The sequence below is a fragment of the Flavobacterium sp. SORGH_AS_0622 genome, assembly GCF_030818825.1.
GTDB lineage: Bacteria > Bacteroidota > Bacteroidia > Flavobacteriales > Flavobacteriaceae > Flavobacterium.
Genome location: NZ_JAUTAX010000001.1, coordinates 4,880,157 through 4,904,583 on the forward strand (window position 1 = coordinate 4,880,157; position 24,427 = coordinate 4,904,583).

Annotated in this window: 10 protein-coding genes; 5 read left to right on the forward strand and 5 right to left on the reverse strand. The window is 35.1% G+C overall.

What is annotated here, in order from left to right; genetic code table 11:
- Positions 1–31: 31 nt before the first annotated feature.
- Positions 32–1,573 carry a glycine--tRNA ligase gene (locus QE431_RS20975; protein ID WP_281866897.1) on the reverse strand — a complete coding sequence of 514 codons (1,542 nt, stop codon included), beginning with the start codon at positions 1,571–1,573 and terminating at the stop codon, positions 32–34.
- 98 nt (positions 1,574–1,671) lie between these two features.
- On the opposite strand from QE431_RS20975, the gene QE431_RS20980 reads away from it, so the two are divergent.
- Entirely contained in the window at positions 1,672–2,355 is a 684-nt protein-coding gene (locus QE431_RS20980) for a ComF family protein (RefSeq protein WP_307299954.1), read from the forward strand.
- A gap of 77 nt (positions 2,356–2,432) precedes the next feature.
- Here the strand turns inward: QE431_RS20980 and QE431_RS20985 are convergent, their stop codons facing one another.
- The gene (locus tag QE431_RS20985) at positions 2,433–5,066 is read right to left on the reverse strand and encodes a reprolysin-like metallopeptidase (RefSeq protein ID WP_307299955.1); all 2,634 of its coding nucleotides are present in this window, start codon (positions 5,064–5,066) and stop codon (positions 2,433–2,435) included.
- A gap of 243 nt (positions 5,067–5,309) precedes the next feature.
- On the opposite strand from QE431_RS20985, the gene QE431_RS20990 reads away from it, so the two are divergent.
- The 4 genes from QE431_RS20990 to QE431_RS21005 all read left to right on the forward strand — a co-directional run bounded on the left by QE431_RS20990 (position 5,310) and on the right by QE431_RS21005 (position 9,003).
- On the forward strand, positions 5,310–6,239 hold the full coding sequence (locus QE431_RS20990; RefSeq protein ID WP_307299957.1) for a bifunctional riboflavin kinase/FAD synthetase: 930 nt from the start codon (positions 5,310–5,312) through the stop codon (positions 6,237–6,239).
- Positions 6,240–6,356: 117 nt separating this feature from the next.
- Entirely contained in the window at positions 6,357–6,794 is a 438-nt protein-coding gene (locus QE431_RS20995; protein WP_057115285.1) for a hypothetical protein, read from the forward strand.
- 173 nt (positions 6,795–6,967) lie between these two features.
- The gene (gene bioB, locus QE431_RS21000; protein WP_307299960.1) at positions 6,968–8,056 is read left to right on the forward strand and encodes a biotin synthase BioB; all 1,089 of its coding nucleotides are present in this window, start codon (positions 6,968–6,970) and stop codon (positions 8,054–8,056) included.
- Between the two features lie 80 nt (positions 8,057–8,136).
- On the forward strand, positions 8,137–9,003 hold the full coding sequence (locus tag QE431_RS21005; RefSeq protein WP_057115287.1) for a cupin-like domain-containing protein: 867 nt from the start codon (positions 8,137–8,139) through the stop codon (positions 9,001–9,003).
- A gap of 46 nt (positions 9,004–9,049) precedes the next feature.
- On the opposite strand, the gene QE431_RS21010 is transcribed toward QE431_RS21005, so the two are convergent.
- From QE431_RS21010 to QE431_RS21020, 3 genes are all read right to left on the reverse strand, one after another.
- Positions 9,050–15,001, reverse strand: a complete 5,952-nt coding sequence (locus tag QE431_RS21010) for a T9SS sorting signal type C domain-containing protein (RefSeq protein WP_307299962.1) — start codon at positions 14,999–15,001, stop codon at positions 9,050–9,052.
- Positions 15,002–15,449: 448 nt separating this feature from the next.
- On the reverse strand, positions 15,450–19,307 hold the full coding sequence (locus QE431_RS21015; protein WP_307299963.1) for a T9SS sorting signal type C domain-containing protein: 3,858 nt from the start codon (positions 19,305–19,307) through the stop codon (positions 15,450–15,452).
- Positions 19,308–19,461: 154 nt separating this feature from the next.
- On the reverse strand, positions 19,462–24,312 hold the full coding sequence (locus QE431_RS21020; RefSeq protein ID WP_307299966.1) for a T9SS sorting signal type C domain-containing protein: 4,851 nt from the start codon (positions 24,310–24,312) through the stop codon (positions 19,462–19,464).
- Positions 24,313–24,427: the final 115 nt, after the last annotated feature.

Consider the following 24,427-nt stretch of genomic DNA (forward strand, 5'->3'; position numbering starts at 1 on the left):
AATTTGGGATCTAGAGTATAACATGTAAAGATTACATTTTCATTAACCAGTTTTTCATCGAAACTTCATTTTCAATAATAGCTCTTAATTCAGTAATTTTTACACGATCTTGTTTCATTGTATCTCTATGACGAATTGTTACTGTTTCGTCTTCAAGTGTTTGGTGATCTACTGTAATACAGAATGGCGTTCCTAAAGCATCTTGTCTTCTGTAACGACGTCCTACAGCATCTTTCTCATCATACGCCACATTGAAATCCCATTTCAAATCTTCAATGATTTTTCTTGAAACTTCTGGCAGACCATCTTTTTTAACCAAAGGCAATACTGCTGCTTTTGTTGGCGCTAAAACTGACGGCAATTTTAAAACTGTTCTTGTAGAACCGTCTTCTAATGTTTCTTCTTTTAGTGAAGTTGCAAAAACAGCCAGGAACATACGATCTAAACCAACAGATGTTTCTACTACATAAGGAACATAGTTTTCGTTTAGTTCAGGATCGAAATATTGTAATTTTCGTCCAGAATATTCTTCGTGAGCTTTTAAATCGAAATCTGTACGAGAGTGAATTCCTTCCAATTCTTTAAATCCGAATGGGAAATTAAATTCGATATCCGCTGCTGCATTTGCGTAGTGCGCTAATTTTTCGTGATCGTGAAAACGGTAATTTTCTTTTCCTAGCCCTAAAGATAAATGCCATTTCAAACGAGTTTCTTTCCAGTATTCGTATGATTTCATTTCTTCTCCTGGACGTACAAAAAACTGCATTTCCATTTGTTCGAATTCACGCATGCGGAAAATAAATTGTCTTGCCACAATTTCATTTCTGAAAGCTTTACCCGTTTGAGCAATTCCGAAAGGAACTTTCATACGACCAGATTTCTGAACATTTAAAAAGTTAACGAAAATACCCTGCGCCGTTTCTGGACGTAAGTATAAATCCATTGCGTTTTCTGCAGAAGCTCCAAGTTTTGTTCCGAACATTAAGTTAAATTGTTTTACCTCTGTCCAGTTTTTAGAACCAGTCTCAGGATCAGCAATTTCTAATTCTTCGATCAAAGCTTTAACATCAGCTAAATCTCCGTTTCCTAAAGAACGACCTAAACGCTCTCTGATTTCTTTTTCTTTAGCTAAATATTCAATTACACGAGCATTTGTAGTTACAAATTCTTGTTCGTTGAATGCATCGCCAAAACGAGCTTTTGCTTTGTCAATTTCTTTTTGCGCTTTTTGGTGAATTTTTTCAGCATGATCTTCAACCAAAACGTCAGCTCTATATCTTTTTTTAGAATCTTTATTATCAATTAATGGATCATTGAATGCATCAACGTGTCCAGAAGCTTTCCAAGTTGTTGGATGCATTAATATTGCAGCATCAAGGCCGACAATATTCTCATTCATCTGAACCATTGATTTCCACCAATATTCACGGATATTCTTTTTTAATTCGACACCATTTTGTGCATAATCATAAACAGCACTCAGTCCGTCGTAAACTTCGCTTGACGGAAAAATAAATCCGTACTCTTTTGCGTGCGAAACCACATTCTTAAATATATCTTCTTGTTTTGCCATAGTGATGCAAAAATATAAAAAGTACCTTTAAAAAAAAGAAAAATAATAAAGATTGAAGTATTGATTTTGTTACTTTTGTAAATAAAATCTCTCTTTTTGTGATTAATTACCTAATAAATCTATTTTTCCCTAAAGTCTGTGATGGATGCCGAGCTATTTTACTACAGAATGAAATTGTTTTCTGTACTTCCTGCCGTCACGAAATGCCTCTTACTCAATATCATTTAGACCCAAAAAATCAAGCTGTAAAAAAGTTTTACGGCAAGATTGATATTCAATTTGCGTCGACGTTTTTATATTTTAATAAAAAGGGAATGGTTCAGGAATTAATTCACAACCTAAAATATAAAGGTCATGAAGAAATTGGAACTGTTTTAGGAAACTGGTATGCCGGAGATTTAAAAGAAATTCAATTGGAAATTCCTTTTGATGCTGTAATTCCAGTTCCTTTACATCCAAAAAAATTTAAGGAACGTGGTTATAATCAGGTTACGACTTTTGGAAAGGCTTTAGCCGAAGGTTTAAAAATTCCTTATAACGATTCGGTTTTATACCGAAAAAAATATTCTAAAACACAATCTAAAAAGAATCTTTTGGGAAGATCTGAAAACATCGAAAATATTTTTGATGCAGTTTTGACAGAAGAAAATCGCAATAAACATTTTTTAATTGTTGATGATGTCCTGACAACTGGCGCAACACTCGAAGCTTGTTCTAGAGCATTACTAAAAATTCCAGGAACAAAAATCAGTATTGTCTGCATGGCGATGGCGAACTCTTAGCGTAAAATTTCAATAAAAAAAATCCAAATTCCAATAATAGTTGGAATTTGGATTTTAAATCTTTGGTTTTTAAAATTTTAATTCACCAAAATTTTCCTGATTGTTCTTTTATCTCCATCAATAACCGTAACTAGATATACTCCATTTGGTACATTTGGTAATTGAATATCTTGAATAAAATATCCTGAACCTTGAAAGGTATTACTGTAAACGTATTTTCCCAAAATATCATGAACATAAATTTTTATCTCTTTTACTGAATCTCGGTTAAATTGAATGGTAAAATTTCCTTTGTTTGGATTTGGATACAAGGCAAAATCTATATTTTCAAAATCTGAATTTCCAAGTGTATACGTTCTATTGCAGATGTTTACTGAAGCAGAATTTATTGTTCCTAAAGCTCCAAGAACTGCATCTCGCACTCTAAAAGTCCAATTTCCTTGTTGATTTTCTCCATTAAAAGCACTTAATAAACTAGCTGGAATTACAATTTGACTTGTAGTCGCATTACAATTTAAAGCAGTTCCGCTGTCATCAAACTGAAGTGCTAGAGTTGAATTTGTACTGCCGCAGCTTTTATTAAATAAACTTACAACTGTTCCACTTGGACTTACAATCTGAATTTCAAGATCTGAAAATCTTGCGTGCGTAACATTCACAGATACATTTACATCTGAGATAGTTCCTGTTGAAGCTGGTACTGCAACTGTCTTGCTAATAAAAGTGCTTCCGTTTCCAGTAGAATAACCACCTTCAAAGTTATATGTAGAACAACTTGTAGAAACAGTATAACCAACTGCAAATGGATTACTATTTACAGCATAATAAATATTATTTACAGGTTCTATCAAAACTCTGCAATTGGTAGACGCTTCAATATTCGATGGAATTAATATAGTCTCAGAACCGTCATTTAAAGTATTTGCTGCTAGTGTAATCGGAAACGTCAAACCTCCATCTAGAGATAATTTTATATTGACATTTGTAGAGCCTGGAAGTGTATTGGTATTATTGACACTCCAAGTAACCGTTTGTGTTGATCCTTTTTCCCAGCCAACATTATCAATATTCTGAGAAGTTACCGCAAACGGTCCTGCAGAAGCACTTACTGTAACAACCATTGCATCTGTATTGGTTTGAGCTGTTCCATCTGGCGCGTTATCTCTTCCTGTTAAAGTAAAATTCATTGTTTTTGCTATAGACGAAACAGATTCCCAAGTTGTCGTCAACTGATTATTGAGCACAGAATTTAAAGCTGGCATATAACGAACTGGTGAAGTTGTGGGCGGGAGTGATCTAAACATTGGTCCGTCTGGTTTTGTTGGATAAGCAATACTATTAGATCCAAAAGTGGTAATTGCACTGTCAAACTGCTCCCAAGTGTAGGTTATAGAATTACCTTCGGAATCTGAGCCCGTTCCTGTTAAAACAAAAGGTGTACTTATAGGAATTGTGTAATCTGCTCCTGCGTTTATTATTGGCGGATTATTAGTTATAGCAGTAGTTACCGGACAAGTTTTCCCCGCTAAATTATTCTGTATTTGATTGATACTTCCGTAAGAAAAATAATCATCAGAATTACTTTGAACATCATAATTTCTTGTTACTCCAGCATAGGCCATAATTGTAGAACCGCTTCCTGGTTCATATTGTGTTCCTGTTCCTTCTCCGGCATGAGAAAAAGTGTGCGATCCTCCCAATTGATGCCCCATTTCGTGAGCAACAAAATCGATATCAAAAGTATCTCCTTGAGGTTTTGCATCAGATGGTGAAGTATAGGCACTCCCTTTTCCTAAAGGAACACTAGAAGTTGGGTTTACGCACACACAGCCAATACAATTTGCATTACCGCCTCCGCCCGAACCTCCGAACAAATGTCCAATATCATAATTGGCATTACCAATTACATTCGTCAAAGTAGTCTGAACTTCTTGCCCCCAAGTTCCTCCAGGATCTGCTGCCCCAACTGATGGAACAGAATAAGGATCTGTAGAAGCATCTGTATAAATAACTGCATCATTATTAGCAATCAAAACAACTTTTACAGAAAGATCTCTATCAAAAACACCATTCACTCTAGTTAAGGTTGCATTCATACCTGCTAATGCTCCGGCTTTTGTTCCGCCAAAAAAGGCTGTATATTCTCCCGTACACGATAATGCTAAACGAAATGTTTTAAATTGTTTGGCATTAGAAGTTGTTTTTGCTGTATTTGATGCTTTATTTTCTGAAACTAAATTGGCTGTTTTACAATCCAATCGCATTTTCGAATCTGCATTATCTGCAGATTTAAACACAACATATTCTGATTTATCATCTGGATTTTGTTCAATATATTCTGTTGGTTTTGCCACACGAAAAACCATGGTCTGCAATCCGATTGGAGCAACGCTAAAATGTATTTTAGCATTTTTATCATCTATTCCTCTTCCTTCATAAGCTCTAATTTCTGGATATTTGGCTTGCAATTCAGGATCAAAATTAGAGGATTCCCAAACCGAAAAACGTTCTAAAGTTCCTTCCGTATTAGGAATCGTTATTTCGGTTGTATTGCTTAAAGCCGATTTACTTGTAGTTGAGGCAAGTTTGGCACTAAGCAGATCTGCATTTAATTTATAATACAGTTTTCCCGAATCTAAAACGTTTGCCTTTCGCGAAAGCGATGATGAAGAAGTTACTTTTTGCCATAAAACATTGTTTTGAGCTTTCATGTTTACGCAGCAAAAAATAAGAAATATATAAAGTAATAGTTTTTTCATACTCTGTAAGATATAATATCAAAATTACTTCAATTAATTTAAATTGTACAATATATAAGACAATTAATGTTATTTAATCGACGAGTCAGCTTATTTTCACAAAAAGAAAAGCATAACTCAACGAAAATTCAATTTATCAGAGTATTAAATTTAAAACAGAATAGTATAAATTTGCAGCATCTTAAATAATTTGTTTTGAAGCTCTTTCATTCTATAAACGATTTTCAGTCAACCAAGAAAACAATTTTAACTCTTGGTACGTTTGACGGCGTGCATATTGGTCATAAAAAAATTCTGGAACGAATTACACAAAATACTGAAAACGGAAAATACGAAAGTCTTGTACTTACTTTTTTTCCGCATCCGCGAATGGTTCTGCAGGAAAAATCAGAGATCAAATTGCTGAATACTATTAGCGAAAAAACCGAACTCCTTGAGGCAACTGGTATAGAAAACTTAATTGTTCATCCGTTTAACGAAAGTTTTTCAAGATTGACTGCAGAAGAGTTTGTTCATACTATTTTGGTGGATAAATTCCAGATTCAGAAAATTATTATTGGACATGATCATCGTTTTGGACGCAATCGAACTGCTAACATTGATGATTTAATTGCTTTTGGAAAAGAGTATGATTTTGAAGTAGAACAAATCTCTGCCGAAGAAATTCAAGATGTTTCGGTAAGTTCTACTAAAATCAGAAATGCTTTAAAAGAAGGAAATATGGCTTTGGCCAACGAATATTTAGGATACAATTACTTTTTAAACGGAACGGTGGTAAAAGGAAAACAACTGGGAAGAACTATTGGTTTTCCTACTGCAAATATTTACATCGAAGAAGATTATAAACTAATTCCAAAAATTGGTGTTTATGTTGTAAAAGCTGTAGTAAATGAAGAAATTGTTTATGGAATGATGAATATTGGCTTTAACCCTACGGTTAATGGTGATAAACAGACTATAGAAGTTCATCTTTTTAATTTCGACAAAGACATTTACGATCAAAATATTAAAGTTTCGTTGCTGCATTATATTCGCGAAGAACAAAAATTTGGTTCTGTAGATGCGTTAAAAGCGCAGCTTCATCAAGATCAAATTGAGGCCTTGGCTTTCATAAATCTTCTTTAAAAAAATCGCATCTTATAGTTTTTGCTGTTTTTAAATCATCGTAGTTATTTTTTTAGTAAATTTGATAGAAGACTGTTTTTCAAATATTTACTATTAACTTCTTTAAAAATAAGCACTATGAAACTACCTAAAGAAATTACCAACGGTTTTTTGATTTTTCTCGGAATCGGCATTTATTTTTTATTGATGAATGTACTAGGGTTAGCAAATTTGTTTTATCTAAGAACACTTAACGTATTCTTTATATTCTATGGTGTAAACAGAACAATGCAGATGAACCTTCGTGAAGGAGAAACCAATTTTGTATCTAATGCTGTTTCTGCAATGGCTACGTCTGTAGTCGGCGTATCGATGAGTGTATTTGGCTTATTGGTTTACAGTTATGCTCGAGGCGGAGACGCATATGTAAGAACTCTATCTGAAACATTTCTGTTCGGAGGAAATCCATCAGTACCAACTTATTGTATTTGTTTATTGTTTGAAGGAATTGCTTCATCTGTAATCGTCACTTTAATGATGATGCTGTACTGGAATAATAAATATGCTGCTGATTAAATAATCAAAAATAAAAACACACTTTGACACTCTAAAAATCATAGAAATTCTTAATTCTATGACTTTAGGGTGTTTCTTTTTTGAAAAAAAGTTGAAAATCTTCATTTTTAATAAGCTAATAAATCTGTTATCATAATTTACTTACTTTTAATGCTCCAAAAAACAATTTATCCATGAGCATTACAAAACACAACTGGACAAAAGACGAAATAATTGCCATCTACAATAAACCTTTGATGGATCTGCTTTATGAAGCAGCTACAATTCATAGACAGCAACATGACCCAAACGTAGTTCAAGTCTCCACTTTACTTTCTATAAAAACAGGCGGATGTCCAGAAGATTGTGGCTATTGTCCGCAGGCTGCAAGATACAATACGGGAGTTGAAGGAAATGATCTAATGACTGTAAGTCAGGTAAAAGCTCAAGCTTTAAGAGCTAAATCTAATGGATCTTCTCGTGTATGCATGGGAGCAGCTTGGAGAAATGTAAAAGATGGTGAAGAATTTGATCAGGTTTTAGAAATGGTCCGTACGATTAACAAACTTGATATGGAAGTTTGCTGCACTTTAGGAATGCTTACAGAAAATCAGGCGCATCGTTTGGCAGAAGCAGGTTTATATGCTTATAATCACAACTTAGATACATCTGAAGAATATTATAAAGATGTAATTTCAACTCGTGGTTTTGAGGACCGTTTACAAACTATTGAAAATGTTCGCAAAACAAATGTTACAGTTTGCAGCGGAGGAATTATCGGAATGGGAGAAAGTATTGAAGACAGAGCTGGAATGCTTGTAGCTCTTTCTACTTTAAATCCACAGCCAGAATCTGTTCCAATTAATGCATTAGTCGCTGTTGAAGGAACTCCAATGGAGGATGAAAAACCAGTAGAAATCTGGGAAATGATTCGAATGGTTGCCACTACACGAATTGTAATGCCAGAAACACAAGTTCGTTTGTCTGCAGGAAGAACAAATATGTCACGTGAAGGTCAGGCAATGTGCTTTTTTGCAGGAGCAAATTCGATATTTGCAGGAGATAAATTACTTACTACTCCAAATCCTGATGTAAATGAGGATATGAAAATGTTCGAAACTTTGGGAATGATGGCGCAAAAACCTTTTATTAAAATAATGCAGCCCAAAACAGTTGAAGCTTCCGATTCTCAATTTAATTCTTTGGGAGAAAAACCTAAATGGTCACGACCAAATCATACAATAGAAAGAAATATTGATGCTTCGATCAGATCAAAAAAATAATTAAAAGAGTTAATAAATTTCAATAAATATTATTAAATTGCTTATGCACAGAGTTATAAGCAATTTTTTTATTTATAAAAATGAAATTAAAAGAAATAGAAAGGGTTAAGAAAATCTCTAAAGAAGATTTTATTTCCCAATATGTAAAAAAACAAATTCCAGTTGTTGTTGAAGAACTGACCGAAGACTGGCCGGCTTATCAAAAATGGAAATTATCCTATATTAATGATATCGCAGGTGATATCACCGTTCCTTTGTACGATGATAGGCCTGTAAACCATGAAGAAGGATTTAATGAAGCTCATATGAAAATGAAAATGAGTGATTATATTAATCTTTTAGAATCAAAACCTACCAATTACCGCATTTTTCTTTATAATTTAATGAAAGATGTGCCGACGCTAAAAAATGATTTTTTATGGCCGGATATTGGTCTAAAATTGGTCAAACAATTACCAATGTTATTTTTTGGCGGAGAAAATGCAAGGGTTTTTATGCATTATGATATTGATTATTCTAATATTCTTCATTTTCATTTTCATGGAGAAAAGCAATGTATGATTTTCGCACCAGACCAGTCAAAATATATGTATAAAGTACCTCATGCTTTAATTTCGAGAGAAGATATTGATTTTGATAATCCTGATTATGAAAAATTTCCTGCTCTAAAAAATGCTGAAGGATATATTACGAATCTAAAACATGGAGAAATGTTATATATGCCAGAAGGATATTGGCATTATATGAAGTATTTGACACCTGGTTTTTCTATGAGTCTTCGTGCTTTTCCTAAAAATATTGCCAATCTATCTAAAGCCGCCTATAATGTTTTTATTATGCGTCACTTTGATATTATGATGCGAAAAATTAAAGGCCAGAAATGGATTGATTATAAAAACGAAAAGGCGATTACAAATACAAACGAAAATTTACGCCGTAGCGCTTAATAATAAAAAAATCGGTTGAGTTTTAATTCCCAACCGATTTTTTACTTTAGTTATAGACTATTTTTTTCGTTACAGTTTTTCCGTTATCCAATGTAATTTTTACCAGTAGCACTTGAGGTCCAGAATGCAGATTTGTAATGAGCCATTCTTTATCATCAATTTCTTTTTTATGATATAGTAGTTTTCCTCCAACATCATAAACAGCTGCTTCTTGTAGATTTTCTTTATCTGAAAAAGACTGCAGTTTAATATTTTTTTCTCTAACTGAGACAGAAATATTTCCATTAAGGTTTTCAAAATTTTCGTTACCTAAAACAGCATCGTTAGGATTTGTATATCGAAGCACAAAGCGATCAGGAAAAACTCCAATTGTTGTAGTAAATTTATAACCTCCTGTTTTAAGATTGTGTATCGTTTTAGTTACATTATCTTGCAAGTAAATTACCTGATTATCCAAATTCCCATCTGTATGATCTATAGCAATTGTAAATTCTCCTTCTAAAGCAGATCGATATCCTAACGGAATTGTATCTGATGCAACGAAAGGAATTGCACGCCCTTGAATTACAAGTTTTATATCTTCATTTATACTATAAAAATCGATATAAGGATTTGCGTTTATAGTAATCGCATCATAGTTATTATCCCAAGAATTTGTAGCACCAGTTACATATCCAATTAGTAATTGTTTAAAAGCTCCTTGTGTATTTGTCAAGTTTAACCATATACGATGTTTTTCAGTTGCTGCAGATTTATAAAATTGACTGTTATAACCAGGCACTCGCATAGAGTTAGTAAAAACTACACTTTGACCTGTTTTTGATTTCGCAAGAAATCCTTGTCCCGCAGCTATATAACCTTGAGGCGCCTGTTGATTTCCAGGCGTTGGGGCTCCAATTCCAGTCATACTGCCAACTGTAGTAATTCCCGATAGGTTATAAATTGCATAATCATCATTACTATAATAATAAGTACTACTTCCAGGTACAGTTTGAGCTGGAGCAACATTATGCACCCAGAAATATAATGTGCCATAAAGATTTGTTGCATTATCGTGAATAAACTGGTCAGCATAAATTGCTGACGGATATGGATTACCAAGTAAATTATACTGCTCAGCAACGGCAGCTGGTCCTGTAATTTGTCCATTATTAGGAACTCCAACAAATTCTCCAGGATAAACTTGGGTTAAATTTGTATCATAAGGTTGAGGTCCTCTAATGCTATAACCATTTCCTTTAACCATTTCCTCCGCTCCATTATAAATTGTTATCCATCGTGTTAATGGATCAAATTTAAAATATTTATCTCCTAATGTTTGTGGAGATAGATCATGTAATGTAAATGCTGGTACTCGTGTTACTGGAGAAGACCAATAGGTAAGATCGTAGCGTCTTAGTGGCTGTGTATTTCTTCTATAAATAATATTTCCAGTATTAACAGCATTTGAAACTTGCACTAAACTGGAATTATTTTCAAAAATGAAAATCCCATTGCCTACTACGTTTACCTCATTTGTCACTGTAATTGTATTAGAACTTTGTACAATTAGCGATCCATTATTTTCTATTGTTAATCTATTTGCGAAAAAACTGCCATTAGTTCCCGAAATAATTGGACTTGTTGCCAAGGCAGGAATATTAACACAATCAGAAGCCAAAGGAACCCCAGATGGAGTCCAGTTTGATGCATTTCCCCAATTAGCATTAACACTACCATTCCAAGTCTTAGTAATTAACACATTTATTGTAATAGGCGTTGATGGAGATTCACAACCTGAGGTATTATTTTTAACTTTTACATTATAAGGCCCAGGAGCCAAACCTGTAAATATACCAGAAGTATTACTATAATCAACTCCATTTATACTATATGAATATCCTGTTCCCGGTGCAGGCGAAGTGACCGTTATTATACCTGTATTATTTTCGCAGCTTGGCTGTTGTGTCGCAGAGGCAGTTGGTGCAGAAACTGCATTTACAGTTAAGGAAACTCCCTGATTTACTGGACATCCATTTGCCGTAGAAATTGTCATCACACCACTATATGTCCCTGCTGCTGTATTGGCCGGAACATTAACATTAATAACGGTTCCGGATCCAGAACTGAAAGAAAATGGCGTTGTTCCCTGATCTGTTAATGCAATCCAATCTATAGCATAATTAATTGGGGATCCCGTTGTAGAATTGTAATTTAAAGTCGTTGTTTGTGCAGATGCACTTTGGCAAACAGCAGCAAATATTCCCGATGTACTTATGGTTGGACTACCATTCACTGTTAAAGAAACTGATTGAGTTGCTGAACATCCATTAGATGTGAGAATCGTCATTGTACCTGTATAAGTTCCAGGTGCTGTATTTGCTGGAACATTGATCGTATTAATAGTTCCTCCTCCCGCAGCAAAAGCAAAAGCAGTCGTTCCCTGATCTGTTAATGTTGCCCAGTCAATTGAATAACTTATTGGTGAATTAGTAGTTGCTGTATATGTTAGAGAAGCAAGCTGTGCAGAATTACTTTGACAGACTGCTGTTAAAGTTCCTGAAGTCGTAATTGTTGGAAGAGCATTAATTGTTAAAGAAATATTTTGATTAAAAGAACATCCATTAGATGTCAAAATCGTCATTGTACCTGTATAAGTTCCAGGTGCTGTATTGGCAGGAACATTGATGGTATTAATACTTCCTCCTCCAGCAGCAAAAGCGAAAGCAGTTGTTCCCTGATCTGTCAATGTCGCCCAATCGATTGAATAACTTATTGGTGAATTAGTGGTTGCGGTATATGTTAGAGAAGCAAGCTGTGCAGAATTACTTTGACAGACTGCTGTTAAAGTTCCTGTCGTAGTAATTGTTGGATTAGCATTAATTGTTAAAGATATATTTTGATTAAAAGAACATCCATTGGATGTGAGAATCGTCATTACACCTGTATAAGTTCCAGGTGCCGTATTTGCAGGAACATTGATCGTATTAATAGTTCCTCCTCCAGCAGCAAAAACAAAAGCAGTTGTTCCCTGATCTGTCAATGTAGCCCAGTCAATGGAATAACTTATTGGCGAATTAGTGGTTGCGGTATATGTTAGAGAAGCAAGCTGTGCAGAATTAATTTGACAGACTGCTGTTAAAGTTCCTGTCGTAGTAATTGTTGGATTAGCATTAATTGTTAAAGATATATTTTGATTAAAAGAACATCCATTGGATGTGAGAATCGTCATTACACCTGTATAAGTTCCAGGTGCCGTATTTGCAGGAACATTGATCGTATTAATAGTTCCTCCTCCAGCAGCAAAAACAAAAGCAGTTGTTCCCTGATCTGTCAATGTAGCCCAGTCAATGGAATAACTTATTGGCGAATTATTGGTCGCGGTATATGTTAGAGAAGCAAGCTGTGCGGAAGCTCTTTGGCATACTGCCGTTAAAGTTCCTGTCGTCGTAATTGTTGGATTAGCATTAATTGTTAAAGATATATTTTGATTAAAAGAACATCCATTGGATGTGAGAATCGTCATTACTCCTGTATAAGTTCCAGGTGCTGTATTGGCAGGAACATTGATCGTATTAATAGTTCCTCCTCCAGCAGCAAAAGCGAAAGCAGTTGTTCCCTGATCTGTCAATGTAGCCCAGTCAATTGAATAACTTATTGGTGAATTAGTGGTTGCGGTATATGTTAGAGAAGCAAGCTGTGCAGAATTACTTTGACAGACTGCCGTTAAAGTTCCTGTTGTTGCAATTGTTGGATTAGCATTGATTGTTAAAGATATATTTTGATTAAAAGAACATCCATTAGATGTCAAAATCGTCATTACTCCTGTATAAGTTCCAGGTGCTGTATTGGCAGGAACATTGATCGTATTAATAGTTCCTCCTCCCGCAGCAAAAGCGAAAGCAGTCGTTCCCTGATCTGTCAATGTTGCCCAGTCAATTGAATAACTTATTGGCGAATTAGTGGTTGCGGTATATGTTAGAGAAGCAAGCTGTGCGGAAGCACTTTGGCAGACTGCCGTTAAAGTTCCTGAAGTCGTAATTGTTGGATTAGCATTAATTGTTAAAGATATATTTTGATTAAAAGAACATCCATTAGATGTGAGAATCGTCATTACTCCTGTATAAGTTCCAGGTGCTGTATTGGCTGGAACATTGATCGTATTAATAGTTCCTCCTCCAGCAGCAAAAGCGAAAGCAGTTGTTCCCTGATCTGTCAATGTCGCCCAGTCAATTGAATAACTTATTGGTGAATTAGTGGTTGCGGTATATGTTAGAGAAGCAAGCTGTGCGGAAGCACTTTGGCAGACTGCCGTTAAAGTTCCTGTTGTTGCAATTGTTGGAAGAGCATTAATTGTTAAAGATATATTTTGATTAAAAGAACATCCATTGGATGTGAGAATCGTCATTACACCTGTATAAGTTCCAGGTGCCGTGTTTGCAGGAACATTGATCGTATTAATAGTTCCTCCTCCAGCAGCAAAAGCGAAAGCAGTCGTTCCCTGATCTGTCAATGTCGCCCAGTCAATTGAGTAACTTAGTGGTGAATTAGTGGTCGCTGTATATGCAAGAGAAGCAATCTGGGCTGAAGTTCCTTGGCAGACTGCTGTTACAGTTCCTGTTGTTGCAATTGTTGGATTAGCATTGATAAGAATTGTAAAAGGATAAACGCTTGATAGGCAACCTGCAACATTCCTAACAGTAAGATTTCCCGTATACGTCCCTGGTTGAGTATTTGCAGGTATTGATATATTTATTGGACTAGAAGTCAAAGATGCATTATTAACTGAGACAAAACTATTTGAAGGAGATGCATTCCATGTAATACTGTAAGTAGTTGGTGCATTAGTTACTGCACTGTAAGGCAATGTTGTGCTTTGCGCACTGGAACTTGAACATTTAGCGGTTGTGGCTCCTAATGTTATAGTTGGTGTTGTACCAACTACAATTGTTGTCTGGTTATTCAAATTTGTTGTCGAACAATCTATTGATGTTAAACCAGTAACAGTAATTGTACTATTGCCGACAACATTAAGACCACTGGCAGTAAATTGACCTGATCCTGCAGTAGTGACCGTCATTGTTGCTGTCAAACCATTCCCAGCTGGACTGCTTCTATTGTAAGTTACTGAATATGTACCTATCGGTAAACCAGCGGCACTACTTGTTAATTGTACTAATGAAGTATTTCCTGTAGCAGCACAAACATTTGCAGCTGATATCCCCGTTAAGCTATAAGTTTTACAAGTATAAGTAATATTTACATGGCCTCTGGCACCGCTTCCTCCATTTTGTAGATTACTAGAACTTGCAGCTCCTGCACCTCCTCCTCCATATATGTTTCCAGGATTTCCACTATTGTTTGCACCTATCAAACTAACAACTCCAGCTCCCCCAGCTCCTCCAGCTCCAGCTCCGAAATTCGCTCCATTACCACCACTACCTGATGAAAGTCCTAAACTTAATAAGGAATTTGATCCACCTCCTGAAGCTCCACCGTTTGCTGTAGATATACTGCCTATTGCACCTGTAGCTCCAGATACACCACTTGGCGCAGAACCAGATGAAAGATTAGCAATACCCCCAGGTCCCCCAGGTGCATTAAATATACTAGTAAACCCAGTTATATAAGATGCGCCCCCAGCATTTCCATTCCCTGTTCCTCCTGCATTAGTTGCTCCAACCACAACAGGCAGACTTTGTATTCCTATTGTAGAAATCTTCCCTTTTGCATAAGCGCCGCCGCCGCCGCCGCCCGCGCCTCTTGCTAGCCCTCCTCCAGTTAAAGCAGCACCTCCAGCTCCTCCAGCTCCCCAAGCTTCCACAGTTACCTCATCTATACCTGCTGGAAGAGCGAATGAACCACTAGTAATTACCGGATGTGTAAATGTTTGGGCATTTGCAGTAGTATAAAATATTGATATTATTAAAATCAAAAATATTTTTAATCGTCTTTTAGAATTTTTGCGTGATTTTAAAAAGCTGAAAAAATTCAGCATTGTTAGTAGATCTTTCTTCATCTTGTGGCATTTTAAATAATTGAAAAATAAAATTCAAACTCAAACAAGATTGATTGCAAAATGACAAAGGCTTTAATAATAAATAAAACTCAAAAATGATTACCCAAAAATTTTACAATAATCTTATGGCAGGTAGTAATACAGTAAAACTGTTTGTTGAAAAAAAGATAAAATCAAAAAAGGCTTGTAGAAAAATTACAATTATCGATAAATATTACTTTTTATCGATTGAATACCACACCAAGGTACGATTTTATTTACATACAAATTAATATTGTAGTATTAAACATATAATTTTAACACTAAAATATAAAATATACCAAAAAATAAGAAAAAACTGTTAATTAGCCATTTAACTCAATAATAAACAATTACTTACATTTTTTTAAAAACAAAAGAAGCCTTATACTCATTTTTAGCATACGGCTTTTTAAATATTTAATTTTGTTTAAAAAATTACTTTTTTGGATATTGAATTGCCATTTTCAAAGTCTATTTTAACCAATAAAACCTGGTGTGAGGAAAATAAATTCTGAATGGAAATTTTTTTTGTCTCAAACATATCTTTTTGAAATAATTGATTTCCTGAAATATCAAATATGACTACTTTTTTAATAGTTTCTTTAAAAGATTCAATGTTAATAATATGGTGGCTTACGTTTATCAAAACCTGATTCAAATCTTTTTCATTAGTTTTAATTCCTAAGTTTTTATTGGCATAAATAATGGAGAAACGATCATTAAAAGTTCCAGCATCGCTACTAAACTGATAAGAACTTTCGGTAAGGTTGTGTACCACATTTGATGTTTTATCTACTACAAAAATTTCTATATCATTAAAAAATTTATCCTGATGATCAATCTCTAATTTAAGAGTGCATTTAGCCGCAGTTCTATATCCTAGCAGTATCGAATCATTATCAGTAAACGGCATTCCCCTGCCTTGAATCACTAAGCGCTTATTTTCAGTAATACTGTAAAAATCCGCTGTTGAATTTGAACTTAAAAGTTCTGCATCATAATTTAAATCTAGAGAATTAGAAGCTTCATCTGTATACCCTAGCAAAATTTGTTTAAATATATTTTCATTACTAAGATTTAACCAAAAACGATGTTTTGTACTTTCTTTTATGGCAGGTTTCAAAAAAGTACTATTATTACCTAAAACACGCATGCTGTTGTTAAATTCTAAAGAGCCAACAACATTACTTTTTACAAAAAAAGCCTGCCCAGAAGATATGGTACCATCTAGTATGAAATGACTAAGATTGCCATTTAATGAAGAACTTGTTGCAACACCTCCTAAAAGATTATATACAACAAAATCGTCACTATTATAATAATAAGTTGCATTTCCTGGCACAGTTTGAGCAGGTGGAGTATTGTGTGTCCAAAAATAAAGAGCTCCTTTTATCTTTGAAGAATTACCTATTAAAAAAGCATCTGCAGTGATTGCCGATGGATATGGATTTCCTATTAAGTAGTAACGGTCTGCAAATTCTAATTTTACTTCTATTTTACCATTATTAGGAATTCCTTTAAAGACACCTTCAAATATTGATCTTTCTGTCGTTGAAAAACTTTGGGGGGCTCTAATACTGTAACCCTGTCCTGGAATCATGTTGGCTGTCCCAGCGTAACTTGTGTTCCATCCAGAAATGGGATCAAACCAATAGAATTTATCTGAAAGAGTTTCTGGAGAAAAGTCAAACAATTTCTGTTTATCAACAGGTGAAGACCAATACGTCAAATCAAATCTTATCACAGGACTTGTCTTTCTTTTTACCTGGACAATTCCAGTATTGACCATATCGTCATCATTTTGATATAAACTTGCAGAATTTTCTAGAACCAAAGTTCCAGAACCGGTATATGCAAAATCAATTCCCAAATTGTTTTTTTCTAATAGTGTGACAGTCTTATCTTGATCGATATTACAACCACAAACTTGAGTTGTGGTTAGGTTCGGATAATCTTCTTTAAAATAAACATCTTTTCCAGGTGAAGGAAAACCGTTCGACCATGAAATTCCATTCCAAGTTGTTGTATTTACACATAATTTTAAGCGCGCAATTCTATGTTTTGAAATTCCAGAAATAGAATTAAAATTTCCTCCTATTAGCAATTTATAATCTTCTGTGAAATTCATTGCATAGAGAGTATTGTTTAATGGTGCGGAGAAAGATTTATCATAAGATCCGTCGGCTAATAGCCGAATAAGTCTGGAAGATGAAATATTTTTATATGTTCCAGAAAAGGCACCTCCAACTAAAATCCTGCCATCTGGCTGAGTTAATATAGTACGAACATCCCCTTTGCTAAAACCTGTTCCTGACTCAAATGTTGCGTCAATGCTTCCGTCACTATTTAGACGGACTATCCTTTTTTTAGATATTTCATCAAAGGTTAAAAATGAGCCTCCAACAATAATTTTTTGATCAGACTGCAAGGCTATCGCATAAACATATTTATCGAAACCTTTTAGGATATTAAAACTGGGGTCAATACTTCCATCAACATTTAAACGTACTAAACCAGCAAAAGGCAAACCATTAAATGTTTTGAAATGCCCTCCTACTAGAATTTTTCCGTCGGGCTGAATAAGTATGGCATCAATAGTTGAATCAGCACCTGAACCAATGTTAAAATTCATATCCTTTGAGCCATCTGGAAGCAGTCTGATAATTTTTCCAGCATTAATTTTATTATACCTTGTAAATGAACCTGCTGCAATTATTTTTTGATCAGACTGAATTGCCAATGTGTAAATTTGCCCATCAAATCCTTCTCCAGTATAAAAAGAATTATCAATCTCACCATTTGAAAAAATCCTGACAATTTTGTTAGTAGTAACATCATTATATTTCGTAAAATTTCCTCCTAAGATTATGTTTCCATCATGTTGTAATGCAGTCGCTTTTATGAGATTATTAGCTCCAGAATTTCCAACATTGAAAGAGGGATCAATTGAACCATTTCCTAAAAGGCAGGTAATCTTTGACGCAGCTGTATTGTTAAATTTCTTAAAATTACCTCCAACAATTATTTTGTTATTTGATAAAGGTAAAATACTTAATACTGAATTATCAAATCCAATTCCAGAAGCTAAATAGGCAATGTCTTGTTCTCCTTCGTTATTAATTTTTGCCAGCCTCCCTTGATTTTGTCCATTAAAAATAGAGAATGATCCTCCAACAAACCAAGATCCATCTTTATCAAACTCTAAAGTTGAAATGACATTAGAAGATGGACCAGACCCGATGTCAAAATTTGGTTTAACACTTCCGTCTGAATTAAGAAAAACTAATCTATTCACTTCAACATTATTGTAAAAACCAGTAAAAGATCCGCCAACCATTATTTCTCCAACCCCATTAATCTTCAGAACTTCAACTCCTTCTTTAGTAAAACCGGATCCATTAATAAAGCTTTCATCCTTAGTTCCATCTTCATTTAAACGAATAATTCTATTGGCAGACATGTTATTGTAATTTGTAAAACTGCCTCCTAGAATGATTTTCCCATCAGGCTGCAAAACAATCGCATTTACATCGTCATCAAATCCAGCTCCAATATTAAAATTCGAATCAATACTTCCATTAGTGTTTAAACGAACTATATGATTTGTCGAAGTTCTATTGAACTCGGTAAAATTACCGGTGAGAATTATTTTTTCGTTTGAATCAATTTTAACATCTGTAATATTTAAAGCTGATCCGTAACCCGTTAAAAAAGAAGAATCGAGTGTTCCGTTTGGTAATAAACGTGCCACTCTATTTACTGTACTATTAGTATATTTCGTAAAACTTCCAACAATAATTATTTTCCCATCTGACTGCATTGCGATGTCATGGATAATTCCAGTTGTTGCGCCTACAGTTGTATTAAGGCTCGGGTCATAAGATCCGTCTGGATTTAAACGTATAAGTCTTCCAGCACTGATTCCGTTATAAGTGGTAAAACTTCCACCAACAATAATTTTTCCATCTGACTGGAGATAAGATGCATAAATTTTACCATTAAAACCCGTTCCTGTATTAAAACTTTCATCTATTGATCCATCGGGATTTAGACGAGTTAGGTATGAAGCAGGAATTCCATTTAAGCTTAGATAATCTCCGCCAACAATCAAATTTCCATCTTCTTGTAAAAGAAGCGTTCTAACGGTAGCATTGAATCCATCACCGATTTGTCCATCATCGAGCGTATTAAAGCTATTGTCTACTTTACCTTGTTGTGCCAAAATTTTTCCAGGTGTAGACAATGAAAAAGCCAAAATTGGTATTAAAAGTAATTTTTTAATCAAAACAATATAATTTTAGTTAGCATTTGTAAGAATTGGACTAAAATTATAAAGTTTAAATAAGGCATACAATACCAAGATTTAGGGATATTTCAACGTAATAAAAAAGTCCATTCTTTAAAAAGAATGGACTTTTAAAAATTTTATTGAATGTAAATTATAAGTTGCTATAAATAATTTTCTTAGTAAAAGTAGATCCGTTTTCTAAAGTTATTTTAACTAATAATGCTTGATCAGAAGAATGCAAACTAGAAATCTGCATTTCTGATGAATTCACATTATTTTTAGTATAAAGCAACTGTGCTCCTATATTAAAAACATTTACTTCCTTTAATAATTCTTTTGAAGAGGTAATTTGTACAATTCCATTTTTTACTGAAACTAAAATGCTGCTTTCAAGATTTTCAAAGTCATCTGTTCCTAATGTTTTAGAAGTATAACGAAGGACAAAACGGTCTGTAAATGTTCCAATTGCAGTTTTAAAAGTATAATTTTCTTTACGAAGATCTGTTATTTTTCCTGTTGTTTTATCTTCTAAATAAACAGCCTGGGTATCAAAGAATCCGTCTGCATGGTCAATTGCAATGGTAAAATCACCTGCAATTGTAGATTTATATCCTACCGGCACTAGGTCGCTGCTGTCAAACGGCAGCCCGCGTCCTTGGATTGACAATTTACTGGTTCCATTAACGGTATAAAAATCTATAAAACTGTTGCCCGATATTGTTGCCGCATCAAAGTTGTAATCAACGTTGTTTGTTGCTCCCTCAATATATCCAAGCAGTGCCTGTTTATAAGCTCCCTGTGTATTTGTTAAGGTGAGCCATAAACGGTTCTTTTCTCTTGTGTTTGTTTTGGCAGTTTTATAGAACTGTGTATTATTTCCTCCTACACGCAGATTGTTGTTGAAATTTACTGTCGATGTGGTTGGCTTTGCAATGAATGCCTGTCCCGCTGCAATATACCCCTGAAACGGTCCGCCGACCTGAGGTCCTTCAACCTGCCCAGTTCCGTTAATTACGGCATAATCATCGCTTGCATAATAATATGTTGAGCTTCCCGATGCCAGGGCAGGAAGTAAATTATGCGTCCATAAGTAAACAGCACCCAGATTATTATTAAAAATTAAATCTTCAGCATCAATTGCAGATGGATAAGGGTTGCCGATAAAATTCCACTTGTTTGCTGTAACAGCGACATTTATATCTCCGTTATTCGGCACACCTGTAAAAACACCCGTAAAAGTACTCGGCGTAGTGGTGTCAAAACTCTGCGGACCTCTTATGCTGTATCCTTTTCCGACTTCCATATCCATGTTTCCGTAAAGACTCGTCTGCCATTTAGCATTGACGGCATCCCAGTAAAAAAACTTATCGTACAATGTCCCCGCTGAAAACTGATTCATTTTAAATCCTGTTTTCGTAACCGGCATTGACCAGTATGTTAAGTCATATCGTCGTATTGATGTTTCTCTTTTGTAAACAATATCTCCTGTATTTTGAATATTTGTCTTTTGTATTAAACTTGCTCCAGATTCAAAAACCAGTTTCCCATTAGAGATCACTTGATTGGTAATTGTTAAAGTTATCCCTTTTGGAACTGTAACAAATGGGTCTGCTGCTCCATTAGAAACACTTATCGTTAACGAACAAGCTACAATATCTGTTGGAAAAGGATTTCCAGAAGCAGAAGCAATTATTACGCTTTTATTACCATCTGGAGTTCCATTAGACCATCCTGAACCGTTCCAAGTTGTTGTAGACGTTTGATTTATTATATTAACTGCTGCTACTGGACTGGATGTACAGTTTGAAGCATTTGTAACAGTAAAATTATAATTTCCTGCTGCTAATCCAGTAATGTTGTGAGAACTTCCAGTGCCAGTAATCGTTTGTGATGCTGTTCCTGTTTGGTTAATTGTCCAATTTCCTGATGGGAGATTTGTTAGTGTAACACTTCCTGAACTACCACAAGTAAAATCACTATTTTTTGTAATTGTCGGTGCAGTTGGAGCTGGATTTACTGTTATTGTTGTAGAGCTACTAGTAGCCGCAGAACAAACTCCACTAGTCAAAACTGCACGATAAGATGTTGTAGCTGTTAAATTTGTAGCTGTATAAGTGGTAGTAGTATTAGCAATAGGTGTACCTGCTGTAGCAAAATTATTCAATGATGATTCCCAGCGTGTTACTGATCCTGTATGCCCGCTTAGAGTTAGTAAGGTACTATTAGTCCCTGTACAAACTGCTGTTCCTCCTGTGACACTGCCTCCAACAGAGGTTGGATTCACTGTAATCACTGCATTTCCGTTCATGTTTAAAGCACAGCCATTGGGAGAAGGATTTGTAGCAACTACCGTATAGGTACCCGCTGCCGTTTTAGTACCAAAATTAATTGCACCGCCAGTTCCTAAAACTGCAGCCCCATTATCAACCCCACCTAACTTCAGTTGGTAGCTCACACCTAAAGTCGAATTAGCCAAACCAACAGCAAGTCCGGTACCGCCAAAACAGTACGAGCCTCCTCCAGTAACATTATAAACTGTTGGTGCAGCAATTAAATTAACATATGTACTTGAAGGAGTTCCAGCACAGCCGCCTGTTGAAGTTACTATAACAGTTGCTTCTTGGGCTCCTGTTGCTGTTGCTGAAAAGGTTACCGTAGGATTTTTAATTGTAGTTGATGAAAATACTGCACCTAAAGATGTGCTTGACCAAGAATAAGTTACACCTGAAGCAGGAACATTTTCCACGTCTAATTGAACAGGTACACCCGCACAGGCAGTTAAGGTTTTAAAAGGACCTTTTGGCACTGTTGTAGCCATTGGAGTCACTTGAGAGCTTGGAACTAAAACAATATTATCTATGATCGAACCTAGGGTTGTTGTTCCTAAGGAATTGTAAAATTCAATATATATAGTAGATGTCGTTGGTGTGAATGTAAGAGTCCCAATAAATGGAGTACTTGTATTGTTATTAGTAGTATAATTTACTGAAGGAGTAGTTGCTCCACCCAATACTCTAACATCGACCGCAACATTAGTGGGAGAAGATGGTCTTCTAGTGTAAAGAAAATTTAAGGTATATTGAACCCCTGGAATAACTGTTACTTGTTGTCTTAGTGATGCTTCTGAATCTAATTCTGCTGTATTATCATTACCACCATTACCAAAATATACGCCTTCAGTTAAAACCTCAGTTTTCCATCCTCCTGCTGTCGCTACTGACCAATCTGCGGTTCCATTTTTAAAATCACCATTTTTTATTAAATTAGTTACACAATTCGTAACAAGAGCAACCTGATCTGTAGATGTTCCACAGCTATTACTTATTGTCCAGTTTAATACATATGTTCCTGTTCCAAAAGGAGTAAATGTAGCGGTTGGACTGGAAGTACTGCTAAACTGACTTAATGAAGTGCTTGGCCCGCTCGCTATTGTCCATACTCCAGTACCAACTGTCGGGGTATTTGCTGCCAATGTAAATGTAGTATTACCATTTTGATCTGGGCCTGCATTTGAGACTGTTGGGAGTGGATTTACAGTTATTGTAGAAGTTCCCGTCATTTGCACTGAATTTCCACAAGATGTTGCTAACACATTAAAAGTTGTTGTTGCAGTTAAATTTCCTGTGGGCAAACTAATATTTCCTCCTGTTCCAACAACTGGAGTTCCTATATTAACATTACTTGAATTTCTTAATTGATAACTAACACCAAGCTCTGCTGCAGCAACAGTAATATTTGTACCTGTGCCTGAACAAATAGTTGAAGCTGTCGTAGAAATTGTTTTATTTATTGCAGGCGAACCTAATATTGTTTGATTTGGAGTAGTGTAAACAGAATTTCCTGAACCGACTCCATTATTATTATTCCCATACCATGCAACAGCTTCATAAACAACGTCAAATGTTAGATTGTTTGTTCCAGCAACTAAAGGAGTTCCATATGATCCTGCATTATTAGAAGCTGTTATTGAAAAATTATATGTCTTAGTATCACCAGGAGTCAAATTTTCAGCATCTACTCGCACATTATAATCAGTCCAACTTGTTCCATTAGTGTTCCATTTAATGCCAATATTAAAATCTCTTGATTGTCCATCTGACCAAGCAGCAGTTCCTGTGTTTTTTATTGTCACACTAACATTTCTTGTTTCTCCAGGACACCAATTTGTTGACCCGGTATTAACTCCGATAATTTGACTTTTGTATGTATAAGGCTTTAAAGCCACTAAAACACCTCCATTTCTTTGAGAAGAACTCAAAGTTGCTCTACCCGCTCCTGTAGATCCAGTATTAGTTTTAATAGCCCAAGCTGCACCAACGGAAACATTCCCTCCAGTTGTTTTGCGATCATCATACAATTCACTCAATGTTCCTGGTGAGTTAGCCGTTTGCCAAGCATTGTCATTCCAACTAGGAGATGAATTTGCTACTTGTCCAAACATAATTATTGCTGTATTGTTTGTTACAGTCGTAATTTGTGTGGCATTCACAGTAGTGTTATTAGTAGCCTGAATTGTTGGCGAAGTAACATCGAATGGATTCGGTCCAGAAACATCAACTCCCGTAAATGCTACAATAGAACCTACTCCTCCAGTAATATTGGAATTTAATGTAAAAGTATATGATGCTGGTTCACTTGCTGTTGCTATTTTGTATAATACTGCTCCCCATCTATCATTGGTACCTAGATTGGCACCAGCAATCAAAGTCCAACCTGCTGAAGTTGGATTAGACAAATTACCACTACCAATTTGAGCAATGTTAACTAACATTACATCTCCTATCACTACACCAGCTGGTTTATTAATCGTTAATGATGTATTCGAAGTTTGATTTGTACTTGAATTACCACGTTGTGTAATATATGCACTTTGAGAAAACCCAGGACTAAATACAAAAAACATCCCAACACAAAGCAATCCTAAACTTGGCGAGAATGTTCTCTTGGAAGAAAATTTAGAAAGAATAAATAATAAAAACGAGTAAAGTAGTTTTCTCATCATATAACAGTAGGTATTTGTTTTAAATTTGTTTTTGGTTTGCTTAAAGCAAAAAGGGCATTCTTTTCAAAAAAAAGTAAATGTCTTTTGGTATTTACTGAAATCTAAAATGTTAAAA